We start from the raw sequence: 23,488 nt of genomic DNA on the forward strand, positions 1-23,488 counted from the left end.
TGCACGTGCAGCCGACCCTGGCGTTGGAATACAGCACCGGCGCCGGGAACGGGCCGTTCGGGCTGGGCCGGCAGCTCGCCGTGCCGGGGTCGCGTCGCTCGACCCGGCCGGCGCCGGGTCGCAGGTCAAGTACGACGAGCACGACCTGCTGCCCGTCATGGTCGTCGACCCGGCCGGGCTGCCGGTCACCGCAAGCCACGACCACCGGCCCCTTCGGGTCCGAACGACAACCGACGTCAACGGCAACACCACCGCCGTCACCTACTCCCCCGCCGGGCTGGTCACCGAGGAGTTCGTCCGCGGCAAGCAGGGCGACGGCGACCAGCGCGTGCCGTCGATCCGCACCTTCCACGATCTGGGCGCGTTCGACCGGCTCGGCGCCCGCGTCCGTGCGCACCGTGCGCCGCGTCCACCACGACGCCGAGCCGGGCGAGCCGGCCGCGGCGCTAGACGAGGTGATCGTGGCGGTGAACTACCACTACGGGTTCGGGCGGGTCGTACAGACCCGTGTGGTACGCGCTGAACAACCCGGACACCGTGGCACCGGCCGGGAGCGCTTCGACCGGCAAACCTCCGGCGGGCGGCCTCTGACCAGGGATTTCCCTACCGCGGGTGCCGCGCCGGTAGATCGGCACCCGCGCCGGTGGGCCCGTTCGGCGTGCCGTGCACCGCGGAACCTTGCCCCGAGCCTGGCCAAGGCCGACCGCGGGTCGCTATCTTCGTGGTCCATGACGCCTGCCGACGGAGACGCCGAACCGCTGCGCGTGCCTCCGTGGCTCGCGGGCAACGCTCCGTCCCCCGGGCCCGAGCAGCCCCCGGGTGCGCTGCCCGGGCCCGAGCCGGCGGACACCCCGACGCTGCGCACGCCGCCGCGGCGCCGGTCGCCCCTGGCCCCGCGGGCGGGTCGGAGGACTGGGCCGCGGCGCCGGACCGCGACGGCTGGCACGCCGCCGACGAGCCGCCGAAGCTCCGCGGCCTGCTCAGGCCCTGGCGGGCACGGCTGATCGTGGCCGGCGTCGCCACGGTGCTGTCGCTGCTGTCCATCGCGCTGGGGGCGGCGCTGTTCGGCGGCGACGACCCAGACCGCCGGGCCGTGCCCCCGGCCGGCGTTCCCTCCTTGACCGGTGTGTCCGTGCCCGGCCCCACGCTCACCGAGGCCGCGCCGGCCTCCGTGTCGCCGTCGGCCTCGCCGTCGCGGTCCGGTTCGCCGGCGGTGACGGCCACGCCGCGCTCATCGCCGCCGCCGACGTACGGGCCGGTCACGTTCGAGGCCGAGGCGGCCGGCAACACGCTCGGCGGGTCGGCGTGGGTGGACCGCTACCCCGGCGCGTCCGGCGGCTCGATCGTGCGCAACATCGGGGACTGGGGCAGCCGCGACGGCGACGGGTCCCTGCGGTTCGAGAACGTCAACGTCCCGGCCGCCGGCACCTACACCCTGCGGCTGTTCCACGTGAACATCGACAACGAACGGACCCGCACCGCCGTGGTCACCGTGGCCGGCCGGGACCCGCAGCCGGTCACGCTCAACGGCAGCGCGACGTGCTGTACCGGGTCGACGCTGAAGGTGCAGCTGCGCAAGGGCGGCAACGCCATCACCGTGTCCAACCCCGACGGTCACGCGCCGTCGGTCGACCGGATCGTGCTCAGCCTGCCCTGATCCGCCCTCGTCGGCGAGACCCGCGATCGGCCACCGAAACGGCCGGGGTGTCGCTACCGCTGCAGGCGTGCCGAGTCGCCGGGCCCGCCACGACGGACGAGCCAGGCGTCGGTGATGTGGGTGAACATCGCCTCGGCGGCCCCTTCGGGATCGTGCTCGGCGATGCGTTCGTAGACCCGCCGATGGCCGGCGTTGGACGCGACGCACAGCGCCCGTTCGGTGCGTCCCACGTAGCGGGCGGTGTGGATGACCTGGCTCTCCAGCGACTTCACCACACCACGGGCGATGCGGTTGCCGGACGCCTGCATGATCACGTCATGGAAGACGCGGTCGTGCTGCTCATACGTGACGTGGTCGCCCACCAGGTCGTCCATCTGCTCCAGCAGGCCGAGTAACCGCCCGAGGGTGTCCGCGTCGGCCAGCCGGGCCGCCACGTTGGCCATGTCCGACTCGAGCAGGCGCCGGGTGACGACGAGGTCGTCGAGGATCGCCATGGTCTCGTCCTCGGCGATGGTCGCGGCGAGGACGAGCTCGTCGAGCATGTTCCACTCCGTCTGCGCGGTGACGATGGTGCCGGTGCCCTGCCGGACCTGGACCAGCCCCTTCTCCTGGAGAATCTTCCCCGCTTCGCGGATCACGGTCCGGCTGACCGCGAAGGTCGCGCACAGCGCCGGCTCCGGTGGCAGCGGCGTGCCGGACGGGTGGAGACCGCGCACGATCTGACCGACCAGCTCCGCGGTGATCGCCTTGGCCAGGGTGGCCGGTCGCCGCGGCCAGGCGGCGGGCGCGACGGTGCTGCTCGCGGCGGCTTCGCGTGATGTCGTCATGGCCCCTCCGGATAACGCGCCGCTCCTTGAACGTCACGACTTGACCGTCAGCATACGGCCAGTGTGTTGACGTCTAACGTCATACGAGTTATGTTTCGGCCCACTCGCGAAGCGACCCCCGATCGCCCGGACACCCCCCTCTTGGAGAGTGATCAGCATGAAGCAGCGAGCGTTATGGTCGGCCGTCCTGATAGCGGCCCTGGGCCTTGCCGGCTGCGGTAGCGCCGGTGGATCAAAGTCCACCGACAGTGGTACAAGCGGGAAACTGGTCGTGTGGGACTGGAAGTCCAGCGACGCGAACGCGGCCAACTACGTCGCGAAGGCGAAAGCCGACTTCGCCAAGACGCACCCCAACGTCAAGGTGGAGTTCGTAGCGCAACCGTTCGACCAGTACTACACACTGCTCGGTTCGGCCATTCAGGCCGGCAAGGGCCCCGACGTCATGCTGTTCAACGGCGGCGGGCAGCTCCGGGACCGCACCGACTCGCTCGTCGCGCTCGACGAGTACGTCGCCGCCGACAAGAGCCGGCTCGCGGGCTGGGAGGCGTTCACCAAGAACGGCAAGATCTACGCGGCGCCGATCACGCTGCAGGGCCACCCGATCTACTACAACAAGGCGCTGTACGAGAAGGCGGGGCTCAACCCCGACAAGCCCGCCACCACCTGGTCCGAGTTCCTCAGCAACTGCGCCGCCATCTCCAAGGCCACGGGGACGAAGTGCCTGGCGATGGGGAACAAGGAGGGCTACGGCATCCAGTTCTTCATGTCGAGCTTCGGTCCCGGCATCCTCACGCCGCAGGAGTACACCGACTGGATCGCGGGCAAGCGCAACTGGGACTCGCCCAACGTCAAGAAGATCTTCCAGCTGTGGAAGGAAGCCGGCGACGCCGGCCTGAACACCGACGGGGCCAACTCGACCGCGATGTTCATGGACATGTTCGGGCTCTTCCAGGGCGGCAAGTCCTCGCACGTCCTCGGTCTGATGTCGGACGTGGGGGCCTGGAAGGACTTCAACGAGTTCCTGACGCCGCAGAAGGTCGGCGTCATGCTGTCGCCCGTCATCACCCCCGGTGCCACACCGGTCCTCGGGTACGACGGCGGCGTCGGCTACGGCGTGGCCAAGTGGACCAAGGACCCGAAGCTGGCCGCGGAGCTGGTGCGGTCGCTGACCTCGGGCGAGGCGCTGAAGGCGTACTCCAACGACGCAGGGTCCGTCCCCGCTGACACCTCGCTCGACCTGTCCAACGGCGGGCCGGCGCTCACCAAGATCGCATCGGAGATCAAGGCCGGCAAGCCCGCGCTGCACGTCGCACTGTCGGCGAAGACGCAGGATGTGATGGGGCGGCTGTCGCAGGCCCTGCTCAGCGGGTCGGTCACGGTCGACGAAGCGGTCAAGCAGCTCGCCGAATCCGACAAGACGGGTTGATCGGTGTCGTTCGGAGGCTCTCTCTCGTCGCTTCGCCCGGCGCAGGCCGGGCGGGGCGGCGAGGCCCTCGACGCGCAGCGTGCACGCGGTGGCAAGCGTGACTCGCGGCGTCCGAGCGGCGGAGCGCGAGCGGAACGCCTCGCGCCCTACATTCTGGTGGCACCGTCCCTGCTCATCATCGTGGCGCTGCGGCTGTGGCCACTGCTGCTGGGGGTCAACTTCTCCTTCACCGGCGACGCCGAGCGCGACGGCGAGGTGATCGGCCTCGACAACTATGTGACGCTCCTGCACGACCCCCTGTTCCAGACCGCGCTGCGCAACGTCGGACTGCTGGTGCTGCTGCTGCCGGTGGCGGTGGCGATTCCGGGCCTGCTGGCCACCTTCATCCACCTGCGGGTGCCGGGCCACCGGTTCTTCCGCAGCACGTACTTCTTCCCCGCGGTGCTCTCCCCGGTCATCGTCGGTGCGATCTTCAACATGCTGCTGGCCGTCGACGGGCCGCTGAACGAAGCGCTCGGGGCGGTCGGCATCGGACGGGTCGACTGGCTCGGCGATCCGGACGTCGCGATGTACACCGTGGTCGCCGTGCACATCTGGGGCAACTTCGGCATGGCGCTGGTGGTGTTCCTGGCCGGCTTCGCCGCGCTGGACGCCGCACTGCTGGACGCCGCCCGGGTCGACGGCGCGTCACTCCTGCAGACCATCCGGCACGTGATCATCCCGGGGCTGTCACGCACCATCCAGTTCGTCTTCGTCACCACGATGATCGGGATGCTGACGTCGATGTTCGGTCTGCTGTACATCATGACCGCCGGCGGCCCGGAAGGCTCGACCTACCTGCCCGAGTACTACATCTGGATCCAGCAGGGCCAGATGAGCCGGCCGGCGCTCGCGTCGGCCGCGTCGACGGTGCTCTTCTTCGTGATGCTGTTCGTCGGCCTGCTCCAGATGAGCCTGCTCCGCCGGACGGGAAAGGAGGACTGATGCGGCAAGCCCGCGTAGGCCGGTGGCTGGTCGCCGGTCTGATGACCCTGCTGGCGTTGGCGACCATTTATCCCCTGCTCTTCACTGCGAACGTCGCGATGAAGACCCGGCGCGAATACATTCTCGACCGGTTCTCGCTGGCGGACTCGCTTCGCTGGGAAAACGTTGCCACAGCATGGCAGAGCGCCGGCATGGACCGGTACTTCCTCAACTCACTCATCGTGGTCACGGCCGCGGTCGTGCTGTTGCTGGTGCTCGGATCCATGGCCGGGTTCGCGCTGAGCCGGGTGCGGGTCCGTGGTTCCGGGACGCTGTTCATGATCTGCCTGGCGGCGCTGTTCATCCCGTTCCAAGTGATCATGGTCCCGCTGGCCCGCACCATGGGCAGCACCGGGCTCGTCGACACCTACCCGGGACTGATCCTCGCCTACGTCGCGCAGTTCCTGCCGTTCACGATCTTCCTGATGACGAGCTACTACCGGACCGTCCCGACGGAGATCATCGACGCCGCGCGGATCGACGGGAACACCCTGTACGGCGTGTACCGGCGCATCATGCTGCCGATCGGCCGCCCCGCGCTGCTGTCGGTCGGCATCCTGAACGCGTTGTTCTGCTGGAACGACGTGCTCATCGCGCTGCTCATCATGCCGTCGCCCGAGCATCGCACCCTGATGGTCGGGGTCACCTCCCTGCGCGGGCAGTACTCGGCCAACATCCCGATGTTCGCCGCCGGCGTGCTGATCGCCGCGGTGCCGGTGCTGCTGACCTACCTGTTCCTCCAGCGGCAGATCGCCGACGGCGTCACCGCTGGCGCAATGAAAGGCTGACGTTGCACATCACCGGCTATCGCACGCTGACGACCGTCCAGGAGTGGGGCAGGCCCGTCGGTGACGCCAACGGCGTCTTCGCCGACGGGGTCACCCCGATCTCGATCGTCCTGGTGGACACCGACGAGGGCATCACCGGCGTCGGTCTGGGCCCACATCTCGACATCGACACCATCTTCGCGGCCATCGAAGGCGAGGATCCCCGGAGCGTGACCGCGCTCTACGACCGGATGCTGCGCCAGACCTTCAAGGCGGGCCACGCGGGGTGCGTGTTCGGCACGATCGGGGCGTTGGACACCGCGCTGTGGGACATCAAGGCGAAGGCCGCCGGCGAACCGCTCTGGCGCCTGCTGGGCGGTCGCGACCGCACCGTGCCCGCCTACGCCTCCGGCCTGGACATCGGCCTGACCGACGACCAGCTCGTCGCGGTCTACCGGGAGTACGCCGAGCACGGGCTGCAAGCGGCGAAGCTCAAGGGCGGGCTCGACGTCGAGCGCGACAAACACCGACTGACCCTGGTCCGACAGGTTCTCGCCGAGGCCGGGCCCGCGCGGCGGCCGGGCCTCATGCTCGACGCCAACGAATGCTGGACCCGCAAGCAAGCGGTTCGTCACGTCGGCGAGATCGAGCAGGCGATCGACCTGATCTGGGTCGAGGAGCCGGTGCGCCGCTGGGACGCCGACGGCCTGGCGGCGGTGAGCCGCGGGGTGCGCGCCTCGGTCGCCACGGGTGAGAATCTGACCGGGCTCGAACAGTACCGGCCGCTGATCGTCGCCGGCGCGGTCGACATCGTGCAGGCCGCCGCGGTCTGGGGCATCAGCCACTTCCTGCGGGTGGCCACGCTGGCGCACGCGCACGACCTTCCGGTCAGCCCGATCGGCACCACACCGATCGCGCTGCTGCACGCCGCGACGTCGGTGCCCAACCATCTGACCAGTGAGCTGCAGGACCTGCACACGCCGATCGGGGTGTCCGTCGACCTGGAGGTCGAGGACGGATCCTTCGTGCTGGGCGAGTCGCCCGGCATCGGGGTGACCGTCGACGAGGACGTCATCGCCGCCTCCACCCGACGGCCGCAGACCGCCGCGACGGACAGCCCGGGCGTCCGGCCGGAGCATGCCGGGCGGCGGCTGCTGGCCGTCGCGGAGCGGTGATGAGCGGCTGAACGCCGGCACCGGGCGGTCGGGAAGGAGCCGGCCGCCCGGTGGCCCGTTCGGGCCGGCGTCAGCGCTGTCGATTGCGCTTCAGCGGCGCAGGGTGAGCCGGAAGACGCACCCGTCGCCGGCCGGGCCCGGCGAGCGCAGCGTCAGCTCGCCGCCGTGCGCCAGCGCCACCTGGTTGGCGATGGGCAGGCCGAGGCCGGTCCCCCGGGTGTCGCCGCGCCCGCGCCAGAACCGCTGGAACACCCGGTCCTGCTGCTCGGGTGGGATGCCGGAGCCGTGGTCGGTCACCACGACGGCCACCATGTCGTCGGCCGTCTCGACCGCCGCGTCGACCGCCGAGCCCGCCGGAGCGTAACGGATCGCGTTGTCGACGAGGTTGGCGATCGCCCGCCGTACCGTCGGCTCGTCCACCGGGCAGCGCGCCGCCGGCGACGGACCGGCCGGTGCGGTCAGCCGGATTCCCTTCGTCTCGGCCAGCACCGCCGCATCGGCCACCACGTCGCGAACCAGTGCCGCGACGTCGGCGGGCGCCCGGGTCATCCGGCGGGCCCGGCCCCGCGCGTCGACGAGCAGCTCGTCGATGGTGGTCTGGAGCCGGACGGCGGCAGTGCGGGTGCGTTCCAGGCCGGTCCGGTACACCTCCAGGGTCGGCCGGGGATGCGCGAGCAGGACCTCGGCGTTGCTCATCAGCACGGCCAGCGGTATCCGCAGCTCGTGGCTGGCCTCCTCGATCAGCCGCCGCTGCGTCTCGGCGGCGGCGTCGAGCCGCGCCAGCATCGCGTCGAAGCTCGCGGCGAGCGCGACCAGCTCGGTCGGTCCCCGGCGCAGGCCGATGCGCCGGCTCAGGTCGGTCGCCTCGATGTCCTCGGCGGCCGTGCGGACGCGGTCGATCGGGCGCACCGCGCGGCCGGCCCACCACCAGGCCAGTCCGGCGGTGACCGGGCCGAGCGCGAGAACGGTCCACATGAAGGGGCTCTGCCGCGACGTACGGTCGACCGTCGGTGCCGCGTCGGCGCCCATGCGGGTCTCGACCTCGGTGGCGACGCCGACGCCGAACACCAGCAGGACCGGTGCGTAGATCGCGACGAATCCCAGCAGTGCCAGCCGCACACGCAGCGACGCCAGCGCGGTCCTCATGACGGCACCTCCAGCTGGTACCCCACGCCGGTGACCGTCACGATCAGCGGCGGGTCGCCGAGCTTGCGCCGCAACCGGCTCAGGATCACCCGCACCGATGCGGTGAACGGGTTGGCGTTGGCGTCCCAGACGTGTTCGAGCAGGTCCTCGGCGGACAGCACCTGCCCGGGGTGGTGCATGAAATACCGGAGCAGCGAGAACTCCCGCGCCGTCAAGGCGAGTGGTGTCCCGGACCGCCAGGCGCGATGACCGGTGAGATCGAGCGTCAACGGACCGGCCCGCAGCGTCGTGCCGTGCTCACCGTCGCGGCGCGCCAACGCCCGCAACCGGGCCAGCAACTCGGCGAAGTGGAACGGCTTCACCAGGTAGTCGTCGGCGCCGGCGTCGAGCCCGCCGACCCGGTCACCGACCGCGTCGCGGGCGGTCAGCACGAGGCACCGCCGCGGCCGGCGCAGGTGCCGGTCGAGGCCGACCCGCCGGACGAGGTCGAGCCCGTCCCCGTCCGGCAGGCCCAGGTCGACGCACGCCACGTCGTAGCTCGTGGTCGTGAGCAGATCCTCGGCGGTTGCGTACGTGCCGGCCACGTCGACCGCGTACGACTCGTTGCGCAGGCCGAGCGAGACGATCTCGGCGAGATCGGGATCGTCCTCGACGAGCAGGATGCGCACCATGTGCTCCTTGACGTGTGCCCGGATGGGCTCAGCCGGTCCGCCGGGCGATCAGTTGACCGGCCGGTGTGGTGATGCTCAGCTGGTCGGTGCCGAACCCGATTGTCACGTCGGGACCGGTGCCGGTCGGGTCGTCCGGACGGTACCGGTCGCCGCCGACGGGGACGAGGACCAGCGCCGGTGGTGTGGTCGGCAGTTCCGCCGCTTCGATGTTGCCGTGGTCGTTCAGCGCGTACCAGCCCAGCACAGTCCTGGCTCCGAACGCCACCGTGACGTAGGTGCGCATCTCGCTGTCCGCCACGACTGTCCCGGCGAGGCTGACGTCCGAGATCTTCCCGTACTGCCGCTCCAGCGCCGCGCGTTCCTCCCGCCCCTCCTTGGACTGCCCGGCGAGGAGCGCCTGGACCCGGCCCTCGTGCGCACGGAACCCGTCCACGGAAAAGCGCCTGCCGGGCGGGAAGAGTGCCCCGACCGCGTCGACGCCGCCCGGTGTGACCGTCAGGCGGTTGTCCGGTGCGCTCACCTGCAGGGTCCCGCCGGAGTCGAGCCGGTATGTGCCGACCGCCCTGCCGAGGTCGGCGTTGCCGGCCGGCGCCGACGGCGTCGGCAGCGCCGCACCGGTGACCAGGGCCGAGATCGTGGCGGACAACAGCTTTTCCGCCGTCAGCAGCGGCCGGTTGGACGCGACGACGACCACCTGGTCCCGCCCGGGGATCCACACCGCGGCCACGTTGTGGCCGACGTCGCCACCACCGCCGGCAATCCCCACGAACGGTTTGCCGTACACGGCGGCGTCGAACGCGACCATGCCGCCCACCGTGTGCGACCGCCCCTCCCCGACGTCGTACGCGCCGGCGGCGACGCTCCTCGTCGACTCCGGCGACAGCAGCCCTCCGGTGATCAGGGCCCGGGTCCAGGTCGCCACCTCGCGGGGCGTCATGGCGAGGGAGCCGTTGCCGTCCACCGCCCAGTGCGGTCCCGGGCGCTCGCCGGTCGGGCCCGGTTTCCCGTCGTCGAGGTACCCGAGCGCGCGCGGACCGGCAGCGGCCGGCAGGCCGTCCCAGAAGCCGCCCACCCGGCCGCCGGGCAGGGCGAGCGTCGTGGAGACCGTGTAGTCCCGGTAGCTCTGGCCGGACACGGCCTCCACGACGATCGCGAGCAGTGTGTATCCGGCGTTGCTGTACGCGTCGTCGGTGCCCGGCGCGAAGGCGAGGGCGAGCTTGTTGATCGCGGCGATGGCCTCGTCCCGGCTCAGCGGCCGGTCGTCAGGGCCGACCGAGCCGCCGATGCCGCTGGTGTGCAGGAGCAGGTGCCGGACCGTCGCGCCGGAGACCGGACCGGTGACCGCCGGTACGAGCGTGCCGATCCTGTCGTCCAGGGAGAGCTTCCGCTCGTCGGCAAGCTTGAGGATGCTCGCCGCCGTGAACATCTTGGTGACCGATCCGATGCTGTACACCGTGTCCGCCGTGTTCCGGGCGCCGGTCGTGTCGTTCGCCGATCCGTAGCCGGCGAGGCAGTCGAACCGGCCCGCCGTCGACACGGCGACGGCGCCGCTGAACCCGGCCCGGCCCCACGCCTCCAATGCCGCCCCGAGCGGGCCGGGGCAGCTGCCCGGGCCGGGAGCGGGGCCGGGGTCGTCGTCAGCGGTGCACGCGCTCACCCCGGCGGCGAGCGTGCCGGCGACCAGCACGGCGAGGCCGTATCGCACAGCGTCGGCCAGTCGGTGGCGCGCGTTGGTCATGACGTGCGGCAGTCTCATGCGGCCGACCGTAGGAGCGCCGCTGCGAACCTCGTGTAAACGACGATCCCGGCGCCGGTCCGGTATCCACCGGTAGGAACCTGCACCGGAGACCCGTGGACGCAAACGGCGCCCCGGTGCCGGGCTACCGGTGCCGACGCCGCCGGATCGGGGCAAGGACGAACACGCGCAGCAGCCGATCCGGGCGCATGAGTGCCGGCGGCGGGTCCAGCATGGCGGCGACCCGCGCGAACGCCACCGCCAGCGCGGTGTCCCGCTCGGCCGCGGCCAGCACCCGGCCCACGTAGGCATTGACCATCGCGACGGCGGCCGATCGTTCACCCTGGACGTCGGGAAAGGCCAGGTCCCCGCCGGCGGCCACCATCCACGGCCGGTCGACCACCTTGGCCGCGGCCCGCAGGAACCGCCGGGTGTCGGGTTGCTCCCGACGCCTGCATGCCCGGTTCAGCGTGTCACGCAACACCCGGGCCTCCAGCGCGGACACGCTCATCCCCTGCGCGTACGCCGGGTTGAAGCTGCACAGCGCGTCACCGATGACGAGCAGGCCCGCCGGGAACCGGTCCATCCGTTCGTAACGCCGGCGGACACTCTCGGGGAACCGGAAGCTTGCCGCCGCGCCGACCGGCTCGGCGTCGCGCACGGTGCTGTAGATCTCCGGCACCGCCAACGACTTCGCAAACGCGCGGAAGCCCGCGTCGTCGATCGGGGGGTAGTCACCGAGAATCCCGATCAGTGACAGCAGCGCGCGGCCGCCCTCGAGCAGTTGCAGCACCGCCCCACGCGGGTTCTCCGGCGTGCTGGCCAGCAGCACCACGTTGTCGCCGTCAAGCGCGTCCGGGCCGAGCCGGAACACCCGCGACGTGTACGCGAGGTCGATGCCCACCCGATCGGTCCCGACCTCCGGGTAGCCGCGCCGGGCCAGCCACTCCGGCGTGCGGGATCCGCGCCCGGACGCGTCGACGACCAGGTCGGCGTGGATCGAACTGGCGACCCGGTCACCTCCCCGCGGCACCACCCGGATTCCCGTGACCCGCGTGGCGTCAGGGTCCAGCACGAGGTCCACCACGTCGGTGCGCTCCATCACCGCGACCGTGGGGATCGCCAGAATCCGTTGCCGCACGAAGGATTCGAGCAACGGGCGGCTTGCCCCCACCGCGACCATGCGGCTGTCGTGGCGCACCAGCCGGTGCCCACCGAAGTAGTACCGGCCACGGCTCAACAGGTCGCCCGACGGGGCTCCGGCGGCCACGAGGTCCTCGATGAGACCCGGGAACAACTCCTCCAGCACCTCCCGGCCACTGGCGAGCAGGCCGTGTGCGTGCCTCCCCTGGGGAACGCCGCCCCGGGCGGCCGGATCGACCGGAAGCTCGTCACGATCGACGACGGTCACCCGGTCGTACGCGTCGGCGAGCACCCGGGCGGCGAGCAACCCGGCCATGCTGCCCCCCAGCACCACCGCATGCGAGCCGATTCGTCCAGTCACCGTGAGGATCGCCCCCTCGCAAGCCGGTGGGGCACTGCCCACCGTGCGTCGAGTAGATCAGTCGTGGTCCTGCCGAAACAGGTCGCTCATCGATACAAACGGCGATACACGAGGCGATACGGGCTCCCGTCGTCTGCGCGGTTCACAGGGCGCGGCGGTCATCCGAGCACGAGCGTCCGGCTGACGCGGCGCGGGATGCTGCCGTGCTCGGGGACGTCGCGCAGCTCGTCCGGCAGCAGTTCCTGCGGGACGTCCTGGAAGCAGACGGGGCGCAGCCAGCGGCGGATCGCGCTCGTGCCGACGCTGGTATGCAGGGCGTTGGTGGTGGCGGGGTAGGGACCGCCGTGGTGCATCGCCCACGCGACCGCCACACCCGTCGGGTAGCCGTTCCACACGACGCGCCCGGCCGTGCGCTGCGCGTGGTCCAGCAGCCGGGCGGCCAGCGGCCGGTCCCCGTCGTCGGCGTGGATGGTGGCGGTGAGCGCGGGCCCGAAACGGCGCAGCATGGCGAGGGCGTCGTCGTCGGTGTCGTACTCCACGACGATCAGCTCGGGCCCGAAGCACTCTTCCAGCAGCGGGCCCTCCAGCGCGTCCGGCCGGGCCCGCAGCAGCAGCGGCGTGCCCCGGAAGCCCTCGGCCGGGCCGTCGCCGCCCCGGGCGAGCACCTCGACACCGGCCGCGGCGAGCAGGCGGCCGGTGCCGTCGGCGTACGCGCCGGCGATGCGCTCGCTCAGCATGATGCCGGCGCCGGACGCGGCGACCCTGTCGACGAGCGCCTGCGTCAGCGCCGCACCGGCCGCACCGGCCGGAACGACCGCGATCCCCGGTTTGGTGCAGAACTGCCCGACGCCGAGCATGAAGGAGGCCGCGAGCCCGTCGCCGATCTGCGCGCCGCGGTCGCGTGCGGCGGCGCGGCCGACCACGAAGGCGTTGACCGCGCCGAGCTCGCCGTAGAAGGGGATCGGCGCCGGCCGGGCGGCGGCGAGGTCGGCGAGCAGCCGGCCGACGCGCAGCGAGCCGGTGAAGCCGACCGCAGTGATGTCCGGGTGCTGCACGAGCCGCGCCGCGGCCTCGTCGCTGTACACGAGCGACACCACCTCGGTGCTCAGGCCCGCGGCGCGGGCGCCGGCCAGCAGCGCGTCGCGGGACAGCAGCGAGGTGGCGGGGTGGGCCGGGTGGACCTTCGTGATCACGGGGCAGCCGGCGGCCAGCGCGGAGGCGGTGTCGCCACCCGGAACGGAGAAGGCGAACGGGAAGTTGGCGGCGCCGAAGACCGCCACCGGCCCCAGCGGGACGAGCATCCGGCGCAGATCCGGGCGCGGACCCATCGGGGTCGACCCAGCGTGGTCGATGGCCGCCTCGAGGTACGCGCCGTCGTCGAGCACGTCGGCGAAGAACCCGAGTTGGTACACCGTGCGGGTCAGTTCCGTGTTCAGCCGCTGCGGGCCCAGGCCCGTCTCGCGGTCGGCCACCGCCACCAGGTCCGTGCGGCGCTCCTCGACCGCCGCCGCCATGGCCCGCAGCATCGCCGCCCGGCCGGAGCGCCCGGCCCCTTCGAGTTCGTGGTGTGCGGCGTGGGCGCGCTCACCCAGTCGGTCGAGGTCCTCGGCGGGGACGTCGAGGACCTCGGCGGCGGCGCCGGTGCTCGGGTCGATACTGACGATCATGGTGTGTACTCCTGAGGGATTCCCCGCCGGACCGGGTTGGTCAACGTACCGATCGCGTCGATGGTGATCCGCACCGTGTCACCGGCGGCCAGGGTGAACGGCGCCGGCGGCACGAGACCCGTTCCGGTGGACAGCACCGCACCGTCGGGATGAACATCACCGCGCATGATGTAACCGACCAGCTCATCCAAACGCCGGTGCAGCAACGACGTGCTGGTACGACCCCGCCAATGCTCGCGACCGTCCCGCTCGATCGCGAGGTCGATCGCGAGGTCATACGGATCGCTCACATCCCAGGCAGGCGTGATCCACGGGCCGAGGGCACACGACCCGTAGTAGGTCTTCGCCTGCGGCAGGTACAACGGATTCGCGCCCTCGATACTGCGGGACGACACGTCGTTGCAGACCGTGTAGCCAACGATCTCACCGAACCGGTTGATCACAACAGCAAGCTCCGGCTCCGGAACATCGACCTCGGAATCAGCCCGGATGCCGATCGGCGCACCAGGACCACGAACCCGCCACGGCACCGACTTGAAAAACACCTCCGGCCGCTGCGCGTCGTACACCAGCGAATACACGTCCGCGGCCCGCTCGCTCTCCTCGATACGGGCCTCCCGCGACACCTGATAGGTGACACCGCACGCCCACACCTCGGTCGAGGCGTCGACCGGGGCCAGCAACCGCACCCCGGACAGCGGCACCACAGGACCCGACCCGGACCGGGACAACCGCGCCCGCAACTGCGTGGCCGGCAGATGCCACAACTGCGCCAGCGCCGAGACGCCCTCGACCTCGGTGACCGTGCCGTTGGCATGAAGCCCGACATGGACGTCGCCATTCAACTCGTACCTGACGATGTTCAAGGCCTGCACTCTCCGAAGTCGTACGTGCGATTCGCCAGTAGGTGGACCAGGTCGAAGTCGATGCCGAGACCGGGCCGCGGAGCTCAGCCCTTCACGGCGCCGGCGGTGAGGCCGTCGGTGAGGAAGCGCTGCCCGAAGGCGTACATGATCACGACGGGAATGCTGACGAGGAGTGACGCCGCGGCGAGTTGTCCCTGCGGGACGACGTCTCCGGCGATCATTGATTGCATGCCGACGGGGAGCGTCTTGTACTCGTCCTTTGTGATAAATACGAAGGCGAACAGGAATTCGTTCCAGGCGTTGGTCAGGGTGAACAGTGCGACGGCGAGGAGTCCGGGCCGGGCGAGGGGCAGCACCACCCGGCGGAACGCCTGGACGCGGGTGCAGCCGTCGACGAGGGCGGCCTCTTCGAGCTCGACGGGGATCGACGAGAAGTACCCCGCCAGCAGCCAGGTCGCGAACGGCAGCGTGAAGGTCGGGTACGTCACCACCAGCGACCACAGTGAGTCGGTGAGCCGGACTCCGATGAGGAGCTGGTAGAGCGGGATGAACAGCAGCGCGCCGGGCATGACGTAGGTGAGCAGGACGGTGACGGTGAAGGTCTGCGCGCCGCGGAACCGCAGCCGGGCCAGGGCGTAGCCGGCGAGGGCGGCGCAGACCAGTGCCGCTGCGGTGGAGGCCAGGGACACCAGCACGGTGTTGAGGTACCAGCGGCCGAAGGGCTGGTTGTTGAACAGGTCGGTGAACTGTTGCAGGGTCCATGGTGTGGGCCACAGGTCGCTGTAGTGCATGACGATCTGGTCTTCGGACTTGAAGGCCGTGACGGCGATCCAGTACAGCGGGCCGAGGACGAAGAGGAGCAGCCCGGCCAGCGCGGCGGCGGATCCCAGGCCCGACACCAGGGATGAGGTCCGGCGACGTCCCCAGCCGTGGAACGCGGAGGCCAACCGGCCGACCGCCGCGGCGACCAGCATGATCACGCCGAGGACCACCGCCGCCTTCCAGAAGATGTGCGGCGACGTCCAGAGCATCAGCAGGGCGACCGCGGCGGCGATGACCCACGGCAGCGCCTTGCGCACCTTGCCGGGCGGCCGGGACGGCGAGGGGGCGGCGTCCCGGCGCATCAGCCGGACCAGGACGAACACCAGCCCGCCGATGATCGGGAGCATCACGAGGGTGACCGCTGCTCCGGCGCCGTACTGCAGTTGCAGGATCGCTTTGGAGTAGGCGACGAGTACGTATGGTGCGGTCGCGTCGCCCGGGCCGCCCTGGGTGAGCAGCCAGATGAGGTCGAAGTTGTTGAAGGTCCAGATCGACGACAGGGTCACCGTGACGGTGATGACGTGCCGCAGCCCGGGCAGGGTCACGTGGAGGAACCGTTGCAGTGAGGAGGCACCGTCGATGGTCGCGGCCTCGTACAGGTCGGCCGGAATGGCCTTGAGCCCGGCGAGGAACGTGACCGTGAAGAACGGGACGCCCTTCCACACGTTGACGAGGATCACCGATGGCATGGCCAGCGACGCGTCGGACAGCCAGCCCGCGGGCCAGCTGTCCACCAGGTGCGCGCTGGCCAGCAGCGGCCCGATTCCGGTATCGGTGAGCAGGGTGTTGACGCTGCCGAAGATCGGGTCGAGCAGGGCGCGCCAGCTGAACGCGGTGACCACCGTCGGCACCACCCACGGCAGCAGGAGCAGCCCGGCGATCAGGGCCCGCCCGCGGCGGCGGTGATGCAGCAGCAGTGCCGCGGACAGTCCCAGCACCACCTTGAACACCTCGGCGTAGGCGGTGAACACGAACGAGTTCGTCACGCCGGTGCGGAACTGCTCGTCGCCGACGAGGGCGAGGTAGTTGTCCAGGCCGACGAAGACGCTGTCCTGCCCGTGCCGCTGCGTGGTGCTGGTGAAGACCGACCGGGCGATGGGCACGAGCACGAGCCCGCCGACCAGCAGGGCCATCGGCGCGAGGAACAGCGCCGCCAGCCGCCAGTCGCGGCCCAGCCGTCGCTGGGTCGTGGTGAGGGAGCCGGACCCCGGCGGCGAGGATGCCCTCGTCGCCGGGGGCGGCGCTGTCTGGACCGGTCTCACTGCGGCAGGCCCTGCTGGTTGAAGATCTGCACCATCTTCGCGTGGGCGGCGGTCACGGCCTTGGCGGGTGCGGTGCCCTGCACGACCTGCTGCATCATGTCGGTGAGGACGTAGGCGGCGACGACCGCCTGCTGGCCGGCGTTGGCCTTCTGCGGGAATGCCAGGCCGTTCTTCGTGGTCAGCGGCAGGGTCAGCTGGGTGATCTTGCGCAGTACCGGGAACGCGGGGTCGCCGCTGGTGAAGAACGGGTCGGCGTCCCAGACCTTCTCCCAGGCGGGCAGGGCCAGGCCGGGTGCCTCCTTCGCCACCCCGAGCAGCGCCTTGGCACTGACCAGGTACTGCGCCAGCAGCTTGGCAAGCGCGGCGTTCTTGGCGCCCTTGAAGACGACGAAACCCTGGGACTGGCCGAGCAGCAGCGGCTTGTCCGTCGCGGGGCCGATGCAGTCGGCGAAGACGTGCGTGTTGTCGTAGACGGGGTTCTTCTTCGTCTTGGAGTCCGCATAGACGCTGAACTGGTTGCGGGTGTAGCCGAGGATCCCGGCGAGCCAGTTCTCGTTGTTGCTGGAGTCGGTCCAGGCCGCCACACCCGGCGGCAGCATCGGCTTGTACTTCGGGTTGGTGTAGACGTCGCCCAGGAAGCTCACCGCCTGCACCGTCTCGGGCGAGTCGAAGATGACCTTCCTGCCGTCGTTGTCGACGATCGACCCGCCGTAGGCGTTGATCAGTCCCTCGATCATGCCGTTGGCGTCACCGGACCGGTTCACCGTCATGCCCCAGCCGTACCGGCGCTTCCCCGGATCGGAGATCGACAGGCACAGGTCCCGCAGCTCCTCCCAGGTGTAGATCTCCTTCGGGGTGATGCCCTTCTCCTGCATCCAGTCCTTACGCAGGAACGACCCGATCCCGATGAAGTGATACGGGATGGCGAACCACTTGCCGTCGAACACGCAGAAGTTCTTGGACTCCGCGGTGGGCTCGCCGTACTTGGCCGTCAGCGCCTTGACGATGTCCGTCACGTCCTCCAGGTCGCCCAGCGCGTGGAACTGCGCGACGAACCGGGAGTCGGTCATGAACGCCAGGTCCCGCGCCACACCGCCCTTCACCTCGGCGTCGATCTTCGCCACCACGTCACCGGCGTCGGCCTGGACCAGACTGTTCTCGATCTTCGTCCCGGTCGCGTCGGCGAAGGTCTTGATCGAGCTGTCGAGCGCCGCGTTCGCCGCCGTCGAGTACAACTTCTGCGACAGCACCCCCATCGAGGAGCCCTTCAACGACGCGGCGGCGTCGATGAGCTCCTGCGGAACCTCCGGCTGGACCTTGGGAGCCGACTTCGAGGGGCTGTCCCCGCACGCACCCAGACCAGCCGCGCCCAGCATCCCAACCCCCACCCCCAGAAAACCTCGCCGGGACCACAACGGTTTGTCCTCCATGGCCATTCGCCTCCTTCGTCTCGCCACTACTGCACGTCCAAGGGGTCCGGGAGGCATGTCGCCCTCTCCGGCTGGCACCTGCGGGGCCGCCGGCCGCCGCGGCGCGAGCTCCGGGGTAGGTCAAGAAACGACCCGAAGGCTCAGCGGTGCGGGGACGGTGATGCGCCAATTCCATTGCTCGGAACAGGGCCGAAACTTTCGAGCGATTTCCCCGATACATTTCGGGTGTGCCGCACGCTACGGCTACGGAACTGGGTCGGTCAATACTTCGAACACGACCGCATTGAAGAGTTACATCTGAATGACCTCTGATACCTGGAAAGGAATGCAAGACATTGACGCACGTGCCCAGCGATAGCACGGCGTCACGGTGATACCCGGTATTCGATTCAGGTGATGCGGCACTCCCTTCCGGAGGCGGGCACGATGGCGGCAATCGTCAGTCCACATAGGACACCACGGCCCACTCCGGCATGCCCTCGCGAGCACCCCTTCGGGACCTTGTTCGATATTTCGAACTGAGTTCGATATTTCGATTGGACGCGACGGTAGAGGACCCTGTGAGAGGTGTCAATGCGTTCGATGTGAGCTGCCGGCAGCGTGCGCCGGGCGGGCAGATCAGTGCGGTGTCCGGTACACCGGCCCGGCCGACGGCGCGGCCGGGGTACCCGTCCGGCGGCGGGTCCGGCCGCCTTCCGGTGCGGGGAGCTACTTCCTCGGCTCCGGGCCCGACGGCGCGGCGTGGTCTTCGCCCGCCGTGATGCCCGCCGTGCTGCCCGCCGCCGCAAGGCGCTGAGCACGGCCGGGCCGAGGCAGGTCGCGCGCAGCGGAACGAACACGGGGGGCCCCCGCCACACGGTGCTTGAAGCGTAGTGGCGCCTCGCCGACCTCGCGCTTGAACGCTGTGCTGAACGCGGCCTCAGACGCGTAACCCAGCTCCGCCGCGAGCGACGCGATCCGGACGTCGCCGTCGCGCAGGGCCCGCTGGGCGAGGAGCATGCGCCACCGGGTGAGGTACGTCAGCGGTGGCGCTCCCGCCACCTCGCGGAAGCGTACGGCGAACGTGGTGCGCGACATGGCGGCGGCGTGGGCGAGCTCCTGCAGGCCCCAGGCCCGGTCCGGGCGGTCGTGCATGAGGTCGAGGGCCGGCCTGAGGCGTTCGTCGCGGAGAGCCGCGAGCCAGCCCGGCGGCAGCTCGCTGGTGCTCATGAAGGCGCGCAGGACTTCGAGCAGCAGGAGCTGACCGTGCTGGCGGATCGCGAACGCGGCGCCGGGCCTGCCACCGGTCATCTCCTCGACGATGCGGTGCACGCAGCCCCGCAGCGAGGACGTGGCCGGGATCGACGGCCCGATGTGCACCACCGGCGGGAGCGCGTTGAGCAGGAGCGCCCGGCCGGCCGGGGTGAGGTCGATGCGGCCGCCCACGACCACGTCGTCTCGTTCGCGGTCGACGGCGAAGGAGAAGTGCTCGTCCGGCTGGACTTCGCGTGGCGGCTCGTCGCCCGTGCCGCCGTCGAGCCGCAGCCACGACCGGTCGTTGAGCATCGCGACGTCGCCGGGCCCGAGGAACAGCGGCGAGTCGAGGCCGTCGGTGCTCAGGCGGACCTGTCCGTACGGGACGGCGAGGAACTTGAGTGGCAGGTGCACCTCGCCGCGTGCGAACCACCGCCCCCGGGCGGCGAACCCGCCGGACAGCACTCCACGAACCTCGACCAGGTCGAACACCTCGGACAGCCGGTCAACAGCCACGTCCGTACTTTCACACAAGAAATACGAACCGACAACCATTCAACGTACACCGCTCAGCGCGCAGGCTGGAGGCGTCAACCACCATCCCGTCACCCCGACCTGCAGTGCACGCGGAACAGGAGTCGAGCACCATGAGCTCTGCCTTCACCGAGGCCGCCGGCTTCCCGGTCAACCGGGCCGGTCCCGTCCTCTCCTACGCCCCGATGGCCGTTCCCGTCCCAGGCCGTGCCGTCGACCTGCAGATCAAGGTCTCCGTACCCGAGACCGGCGGGGAACTGCCGGTCATCGTGCTGTCCCATGGCCACGGCCCGTCCAACTTCGTCTCCTCGATGTACGGATACGGTCCGGTCGCACACTTCTGGGCCGCGCACGGCTTTGTCGTCATCCAGCCCACGCACCTGGACTCGATGGCGCTCGGGCTGCGCGAGGCCGACAGTTTCGAGGCGCCGCTCTACTGGCGTACCCGGGTCGAAGACGTGCGTACGATCCTCGACGACCTCGACCGGATCGAGTCGACCGTGCCCGGTCTGAGCGGGCGTGTCGACCGTGGCCGCATCGCCGCGGTCGGCCACTCGATGGGCGGGCACACCGTGGGGATGCTCTGCGGCTCGACGGTCACCGACCCGGTCGACGGCTCGCAGGTCCACCTGCCCGACCAGAGGATCAAGGCGGGCGTGCTCCTCGGCGCACCCGGCCTGGGCGAGGACCTCGCGCCGTACGCCACCGAGCACTGGCCGATCCTCAGCGCCACCCGCTTCGACCGGATGACGACGCCGGCGCTGGTCGTCACCGGCGACGACGACACGAACACGTACTTCAGCGAGCGCAAGGACTGGCGTGCCGACGCCTACCGCCTGGGCCAGGGCCGCAAGAGCCTGCTGTGGCTGCACGGAGCCGGGCACAGCTTCGGTGGCATCAGCACCTACGACGCGGCGGAAACCACCGACGAGAACCCCGAACGGGTCGCCGCGCTCCGCGCCCTGGTGTGGGCGTACCTGCGAAGCGAACTCTATCCGGACGACAAGTCCTGGAACGATGCGGTGACCATGCTGCGGAGCATGGACACCCCGTGGGGCCGGGCCGAAACCAGACCCTGATCGCGCCGGCAGGGTCAGCTGCCGGTGACCCAGTTCATGTGTTCGATCCAGTGGTCGAGCAGTGCCCGATCCCCGAACAGGTCCAGCGCGGGAGCCGCGTGCAGCGGGCGGCGGCGGCTGAGGACGAGCAGCAGGTCGCTGGCTGGGCCGCGCACCGCGACGTCCGCCTTGATGTGCGCGTGTTCCAGGACGACCTTGTCCGGTTCCCGGCGTACCAGCCACTCTCCGGGCGCGTCGGTGGCGTGGAAGTGCAGGGTCTGGCCGTCGCCGCGCACTGCATCGGCGAAGTCCGGCCTGTTCTCCCAGTAGCCGCGGGAGGTCATCGTGTCCAGCCAGTCCTCGACGGCCGCGACGGCAGGCTCCGGCTCCAGCTCGTATCGCATGCCGAGCGTCGCGGCCGCGTCCGCGCGATGCACGCAGGCCTCGCCGAGCAGCCGGCGTGACCAGAACGGCACGCCCGCGGTGCCGCCGGACGGATCCCACACCGGTGTGTCGTCGGCGATCGATTCGAACGCCCGCTGCACCTCGGCCGCGCCGTCGGTCAGCCAGGCGCGCCACTGGGCCGAGTCGGCCGGACCCGGGACGTAACCGGCGAACGCCCTGCTCGGCTCGGTCATCCGCTCCCCCACGAGCATTGACACCATGCGCTGTGTCGCGCCGACGTGGCCGACGAGATCGGCCAGTGTCCACTTCGGACATGTCGGCACCGGGGCCGCCGCGTCCCGGCCGTGGACCCAATCGGCGAACGTGCCCGTCTGTTCGACAACGGCCTGCAAATACGCGGACGTGTCCATCGCTGCGCCTCCAGGTGCTCCGTCGATGCCTTTCAGAGGCGGCTGGTGGAGAGCTGGGATCATCATCGCCGCCTCACGCATGGTAACCATGACGACAGGTAACCTTTTTGTACCTAATGTAACGAGTGTGACTGGATGGTGCGGGGTGCGCTTCGCCGGACATGTCAACGGGCCGCTGCGGCACGCGGCGGTGCTGTTCGACGGGCTCTGCTCGGCGGCCCGCCGCACGCGCCGCGCCCTGCGCGGATACGCCACCGTGGACCGGTTCGCCGCCCGCGGCGCCGGCTTCACGTTCGACCCGGACGGGGTGTACACGTACGAGACGATCGAGGTCGGCAGCGGCGTCGATCTCGGCTACCGGCCGATCCTGATCGCCGCCCGGTCTCGCATCCGCATCGGCGACCACGTGATGTTCGGCCCGGAGGTGACCATCCGCGGCGGCAACCACAAGGTCGACCAGGTGGGCGTGCCGATGACCGCGGCCGCGAAGGATGCCGGCGACGACGACCTCGACCGGGGTGTGACGATCGGCGACGACGTCTGGGTCGGCACCCGCGCCGTGATCCTGTCCGGCGTCACGGTCGGCCGCGGTGCGGTCGTCGGTGCGGGGGCGGTGGTGACCCGGTCGGTGCCACCATATGCGATCGTCGCCGGCAACCCGGCCCGGATGATCCGGCTGCGCTGGCCGGTCGGCACGATCGCCGAGCACGAGCGCCTGCTCTACCCGCCGGACCGGCGGCTGACACCGGCGCAGCTCGCTGAGCTCACCGAGCTGACGGGCTTGGACAGCACGGAGACCGGGCCGGCCGACGGCGCGGGCCGCAGCAGTGTGAGGCGGGAGCAGATGGCGAGCGCGACCCAGGCCGCCGGCGACAGCTCCCAGTGCCCGGACATGTAGATCGGGCCCGACACGAGGATGAACGCGCCGACCAGCGGTGCGCGCACCGACGGGTCCGCGTCGCGGGTCGCGTGCACGACCGCGGCGTAGATCGTGCCGAGGAACAGCACGACGCCGACCGCGCCGAGCCCCGCACCCAGCTCGAGGACGACGTTGTGCGCGCCGATGCCGAACGGGTTGACGAACCGGAACGAGGCCGATCCGAGCCCGAACCAGAAGTGCTCGGCGATGACGTCGCGGGCGATCGGCCACGTCGTCAGCCGGCCGGCGATGTCACCGGTGGCCCGGCCCGACACGCCGTCCAGTGCGTTGAGGGTGTCGTCGATGGACCCGTAGGCGACCGCGAGGGCGAGGGCGAGCATGACGGTGGCGAGCACGCCGACACCGATGCGCCGAGCGGTGCGCCACACCAGCAGCCAGACGGCCGCGCAGGCCATGCCGAGGAACGCGGCCCGCGACCCGCACCACACGACGCCGAGCGTGAGGCCGGCCAGCGGCAGCACGAGCGGGAACCGGGCCGCCGGGTTGGCGACCATGCGGGACAGGACCACGATCATCACTGCGCCGAGCGCGAGCGCATAGCCGAGGTAGTTGTAGTTCAGGCCGTCGATGCCGTACCGGGCGCCGGAGGTCCGGGACAGGGTCAGCACGTGCAGGTTCTGCACCACGATCAGGGTGACGCCGTAGACCGCGCCGGCCACGTAGCCGGCCACCACGAAGCGCAGCTTCGCCGCGTCGGTGACGACCAGCCGCACGGTGACGAAGACGGCCAGCGCCGCCCACTGGTTCTGCACGGCGAGCAGCGTGCCGGCGGCGTCCACCGTCCAGTTCAACGACATGGTGGCGTACAGGGTGAGCGCGACCGCCGCCACGTCCGGCAACGCCGGTCGCAGCTGCCGCAGGTGCAGCAGCAGCACGACGGCGCAGGCGGCGGCGCCCCACCGCAGCGTCAGGGTCGGCTCGACGACGCTG

At 70.6% G+C, this 23,488-nt stretch carries 18 protein-coding genes and 1 pseudogene; 7 read left to right on the forward strand and 12 right to left on the reverse strand.

All coding sequences use genetic code 11. The features are described from left to right. The first annotated feature begins 772 nt into the window (after positions 1–772). Positions 773–1,657, forward strand: a complete 885-nt coding sequence (locus tag OHA72_RS52090; RefSeq protein WP_327003538.1) for a carbohydrate-binding protein — start codon at positions 773–775, stop codon at positions 1,655–1,657. A gap of 53 nt (positions 1,658–1,710) precedes the next feature. Here OHA72_RS52090 and OHA72_RS52095 read toward each other — a convergent pair whose 3' ends face one another. Next, positions 1,711–2,484: a FadR/GntR family transcriptional regulator gene (locus OHA72_RS52095; RefSeq protein ID WP_327003539.1), complete on the reverse strand. Its 774-nt coding sequence runs from the start codon at positions 2,482–2,484 to the stop codon at positions 1,711–1,713. A gap of 271 nt (positions 2,485–2,755) precedes the next feature. On the opposite strand from OHA72_RS52095, the gene OHA72_RS52100 reads away from it, so the two are divergent. The 4 genes from OHA72_RS52100 to OHA72_RS52115 all read left to right on the forward strand — a co-directional run bounded on the left by OHA72_RS52100 (position 2,756) and on the right by OHA72_RS52115 (position 6,875). Then, complete coding sequence (locus OHA72_RS52100; RefSeq protein ID WP_327003540.1) at positions 2,756–3,910, forward strand: ABC transporter substrate-binding protein; 1,155 nt, start codon at positions 2,756–2,758, stop codon at positions 3,908–3,910. 156 nt (positions 3,911–4,066) lie between these two features. After that, entirely contained in the window at positions 4,067–4,894 is an 828-nt protein-coding gene (locus OHA72_RS52105; protein ID WP_327003541.1) for a carbohydrate ABC transporter permease, read from the forward strand. Further along, positions 4,894–5,721: a carbohydrate ABC transporter permease gene (locus tag OHA72_RS52110; protein ID WP_327003542.1), complete on the forward strand. Its 828-nt coding sequence runs from the start codon at positions 4,894–4,896 to the stop codon at positions 5,719–5,721. Before OHA72_RS52105 ends, OHA72_RS52110 begins: the two co-directional genes overlap by 1 nt. A gap of 2 nt (positions 5,722–5,723) precedes the next feature. Beyond that, a complete protein-coding gene (locus tag OHA72_RS52115) occupies positions 5,724–6,875 on the forward strand; it encodes a mandelate racemase/muconate lactonizing enzyme family protein (RefSeq protein WP_327003543.1) in 1,152 nt (383 codons plus the stop codon). 90 nt (positions 6,876–6,965) lie between these two features. Here OHA72_RS52115 and OHA72_RS52120 read toward each other — a convergent pair whose 3' ends face one another. The 9 genes from OHA72_RS52120 to OHA72_RS52160 form a co-directional block, all read right to left on the reverse strand. After that, on the reverse strand, positions 6,966–8,021 hold the full coding sequence (locus OHA72_RS52120; RefSeq protein ID WP_327003544.1) for a HAMP domain-containing sensor histidine kinase: 1,056 nt from the start codon (positions 8,019–8,021) through the stop codon (positions 6,966–6,968). Continuing rightward, entirely contained in the window at positions 8,018–8,692 is a 675-nt protein-coding gene (locus OHA72_RS52125; protein WP_327003545.1) for a response regulator transcription factor, read from the reverse strand. The genes OHA72_RS52120 and OHA72_RS52125 overlap by 4 nt, the downstream gene beginning before the upstream one ends. Before the next feature lie 28 nt (positions 8,693–8,720). Further along, a complete protein-coding gene (locus OHA72_RS52130; protein WP_327003546.1) occupies positions 8,721–10,448 on the reverse strand; it encodes a serine hydrolase domain-containing protein in 1,728 nt (575 codons plus the stop codon). A gap of 124 nt (positions 10,449–10,572) precedes the next feature. Further along, positions 10,573–11,931, reverse strand: coding sequence for an FAD-dependent oxidoreductase (locus OHA72_RS52135; protein ID WP_327003547.1), 1,359 nt, complete (start codon positions 11,929–11,931; stop codon positions 10,573–10,575). Positions 11,932–12,089: 158 nt separating this feature from the next. Beyond that, positions 12,090–13,598 carry an aldehyde dehydrogenase (NADP(+)) gene (locus tag OHA72_RS52140; protein ID WP_327003548.1) on the reverse strand — a complete coding sequence of 503 codons (1,509 nt, stop codon included), beginning with the start codon at positions 13,596–13,598 and terminating at the stop codon, positions 12,090–12,092. Next, positions 13,595–14,464, reverse strand: coding sequence for a fumarylacetoacetate hydrolase family protein (locus OHA72_RS52145; RefSeq protein ID WP_327003549.1), 870 nt, complete (start codon positions 14,462–14,464; stop codon positions 13,595–13,597). Before OHA72_RS52145 ends, OHA72_RS52140 begins: the two co-directional genes overlap by 4 nt. 83 nt (positions 14,465–14,547) lie before the next feature. Continuing rightward, positions 14,548–16,548 carry an ABC transporter permease gene (locus OHA72_RS52150; RefSeq protein ID WP_327003550.1) on the reverse strand — a complete coding sequence of 667 codons (2,001 nt, stop codon included), beginning with the start codon at positions 16,546–16,548 and terminating at the stop codon, positions 14,548–14,550. Continuing rightward, positions 16,545–17,936 (reverse strand): extracellular solute-binding protein, encoded by a 1,392-nt coding sequence (locus OHA72_RS52155; protein WP_327003551.1) that lies wholly within the window; start codon positions 17,934–17,936, stop codon positions 16,545–16,547. The genes OHA72_RS52150 and OHA72_RS52155 overlap by 4 nt, the downstream gene beginning before the upstream one ends. Before the next feature lie 750 nt (positions 17,937–18,686). After that, complete coding sequence (locus tag OHA72_RS52160) at positions 18,687–19,727, reverse strand: AraC family transcriptional regulator (RefSeq protein WP_327003552.1); 1,041 nt, start codon at positions 19,725–19,727, stop codon at positions 18,687–18,689. Positions 19,728–19,858: 131 nt separating this feature from the next. Between OHA72_RS52160 and OHA72_RS52165 the strand changes: the two genes are divergently transcribed. Further along, on the forward strand, positions 19,859–20,824 hold the full coding sequence (locus OHA72_RS52165; RefSeq protein WP_327003553.1) for an alpha/beta hydrolase family protein: 966 nt from the start codon (positions 19,859–19,861) through the stop codon (positions 20,822–20,824). A gap of 14 nt (positions 20,825–20,838) precedes the next feature. On the opposite strand, the gene OHA72_RS52170 is transcribed toward OHA72_RS52165, so the two are convergent. Continuing rightward, positions 20,839–21,618: a maleylpyruvate isomerase family mycothiol-dependent enzyme gene (locus tag OHA72_RS52170; RefSeq protein ID WP_327003554.1), complete on the reverse strand. Its 780-nt coding sequence runs from the start codon at positions 21,616–21,618 to the stop codon at positions 20,839–20,841. Positions 21,619–21,763: 145 nt separating this feature from the next. Here OHA72_RS52170 and OHA72_RS52175 point away from each other — a divergent pair, with 145 nt between their 5' ends. Continuing rightward, positions 21,764–22,516: an acyltransferase gene (locus tag OHA72_RS52175; protein WP_327003555.1), complete on the forward strand. Its 753-nt coding sequence runs from the start codon at positions 21,764–21,766 to the stop codon at positions 22,514–22,516. 158 nt (positions 22,517–22,674) lie between these two features. Here OHA72_RS52175 and OHA72_RS52180 read toward each other — a convergent pair. Continuing rightward, a pseudogene (locus OHA72_RS52180) lies at positions 22,675–23,355 on the reverse strand (O-antigen ligase family protein); the annotation flags it as partial. Between the last annotated feature and the right edge of the window lie 133 nt (positions 23,356–23,488).

Origin of the sequence: Dactylosporangium sp. NBC_01737 (assembly GCF_035963215.1) — a bacterium.
Taxonomy (GTDB): domain Bacteria; phylum Actinomycetota; class Actinomycetes; order Mycobacteriales; family Micromonosporaceae; genus Dactylosporangium.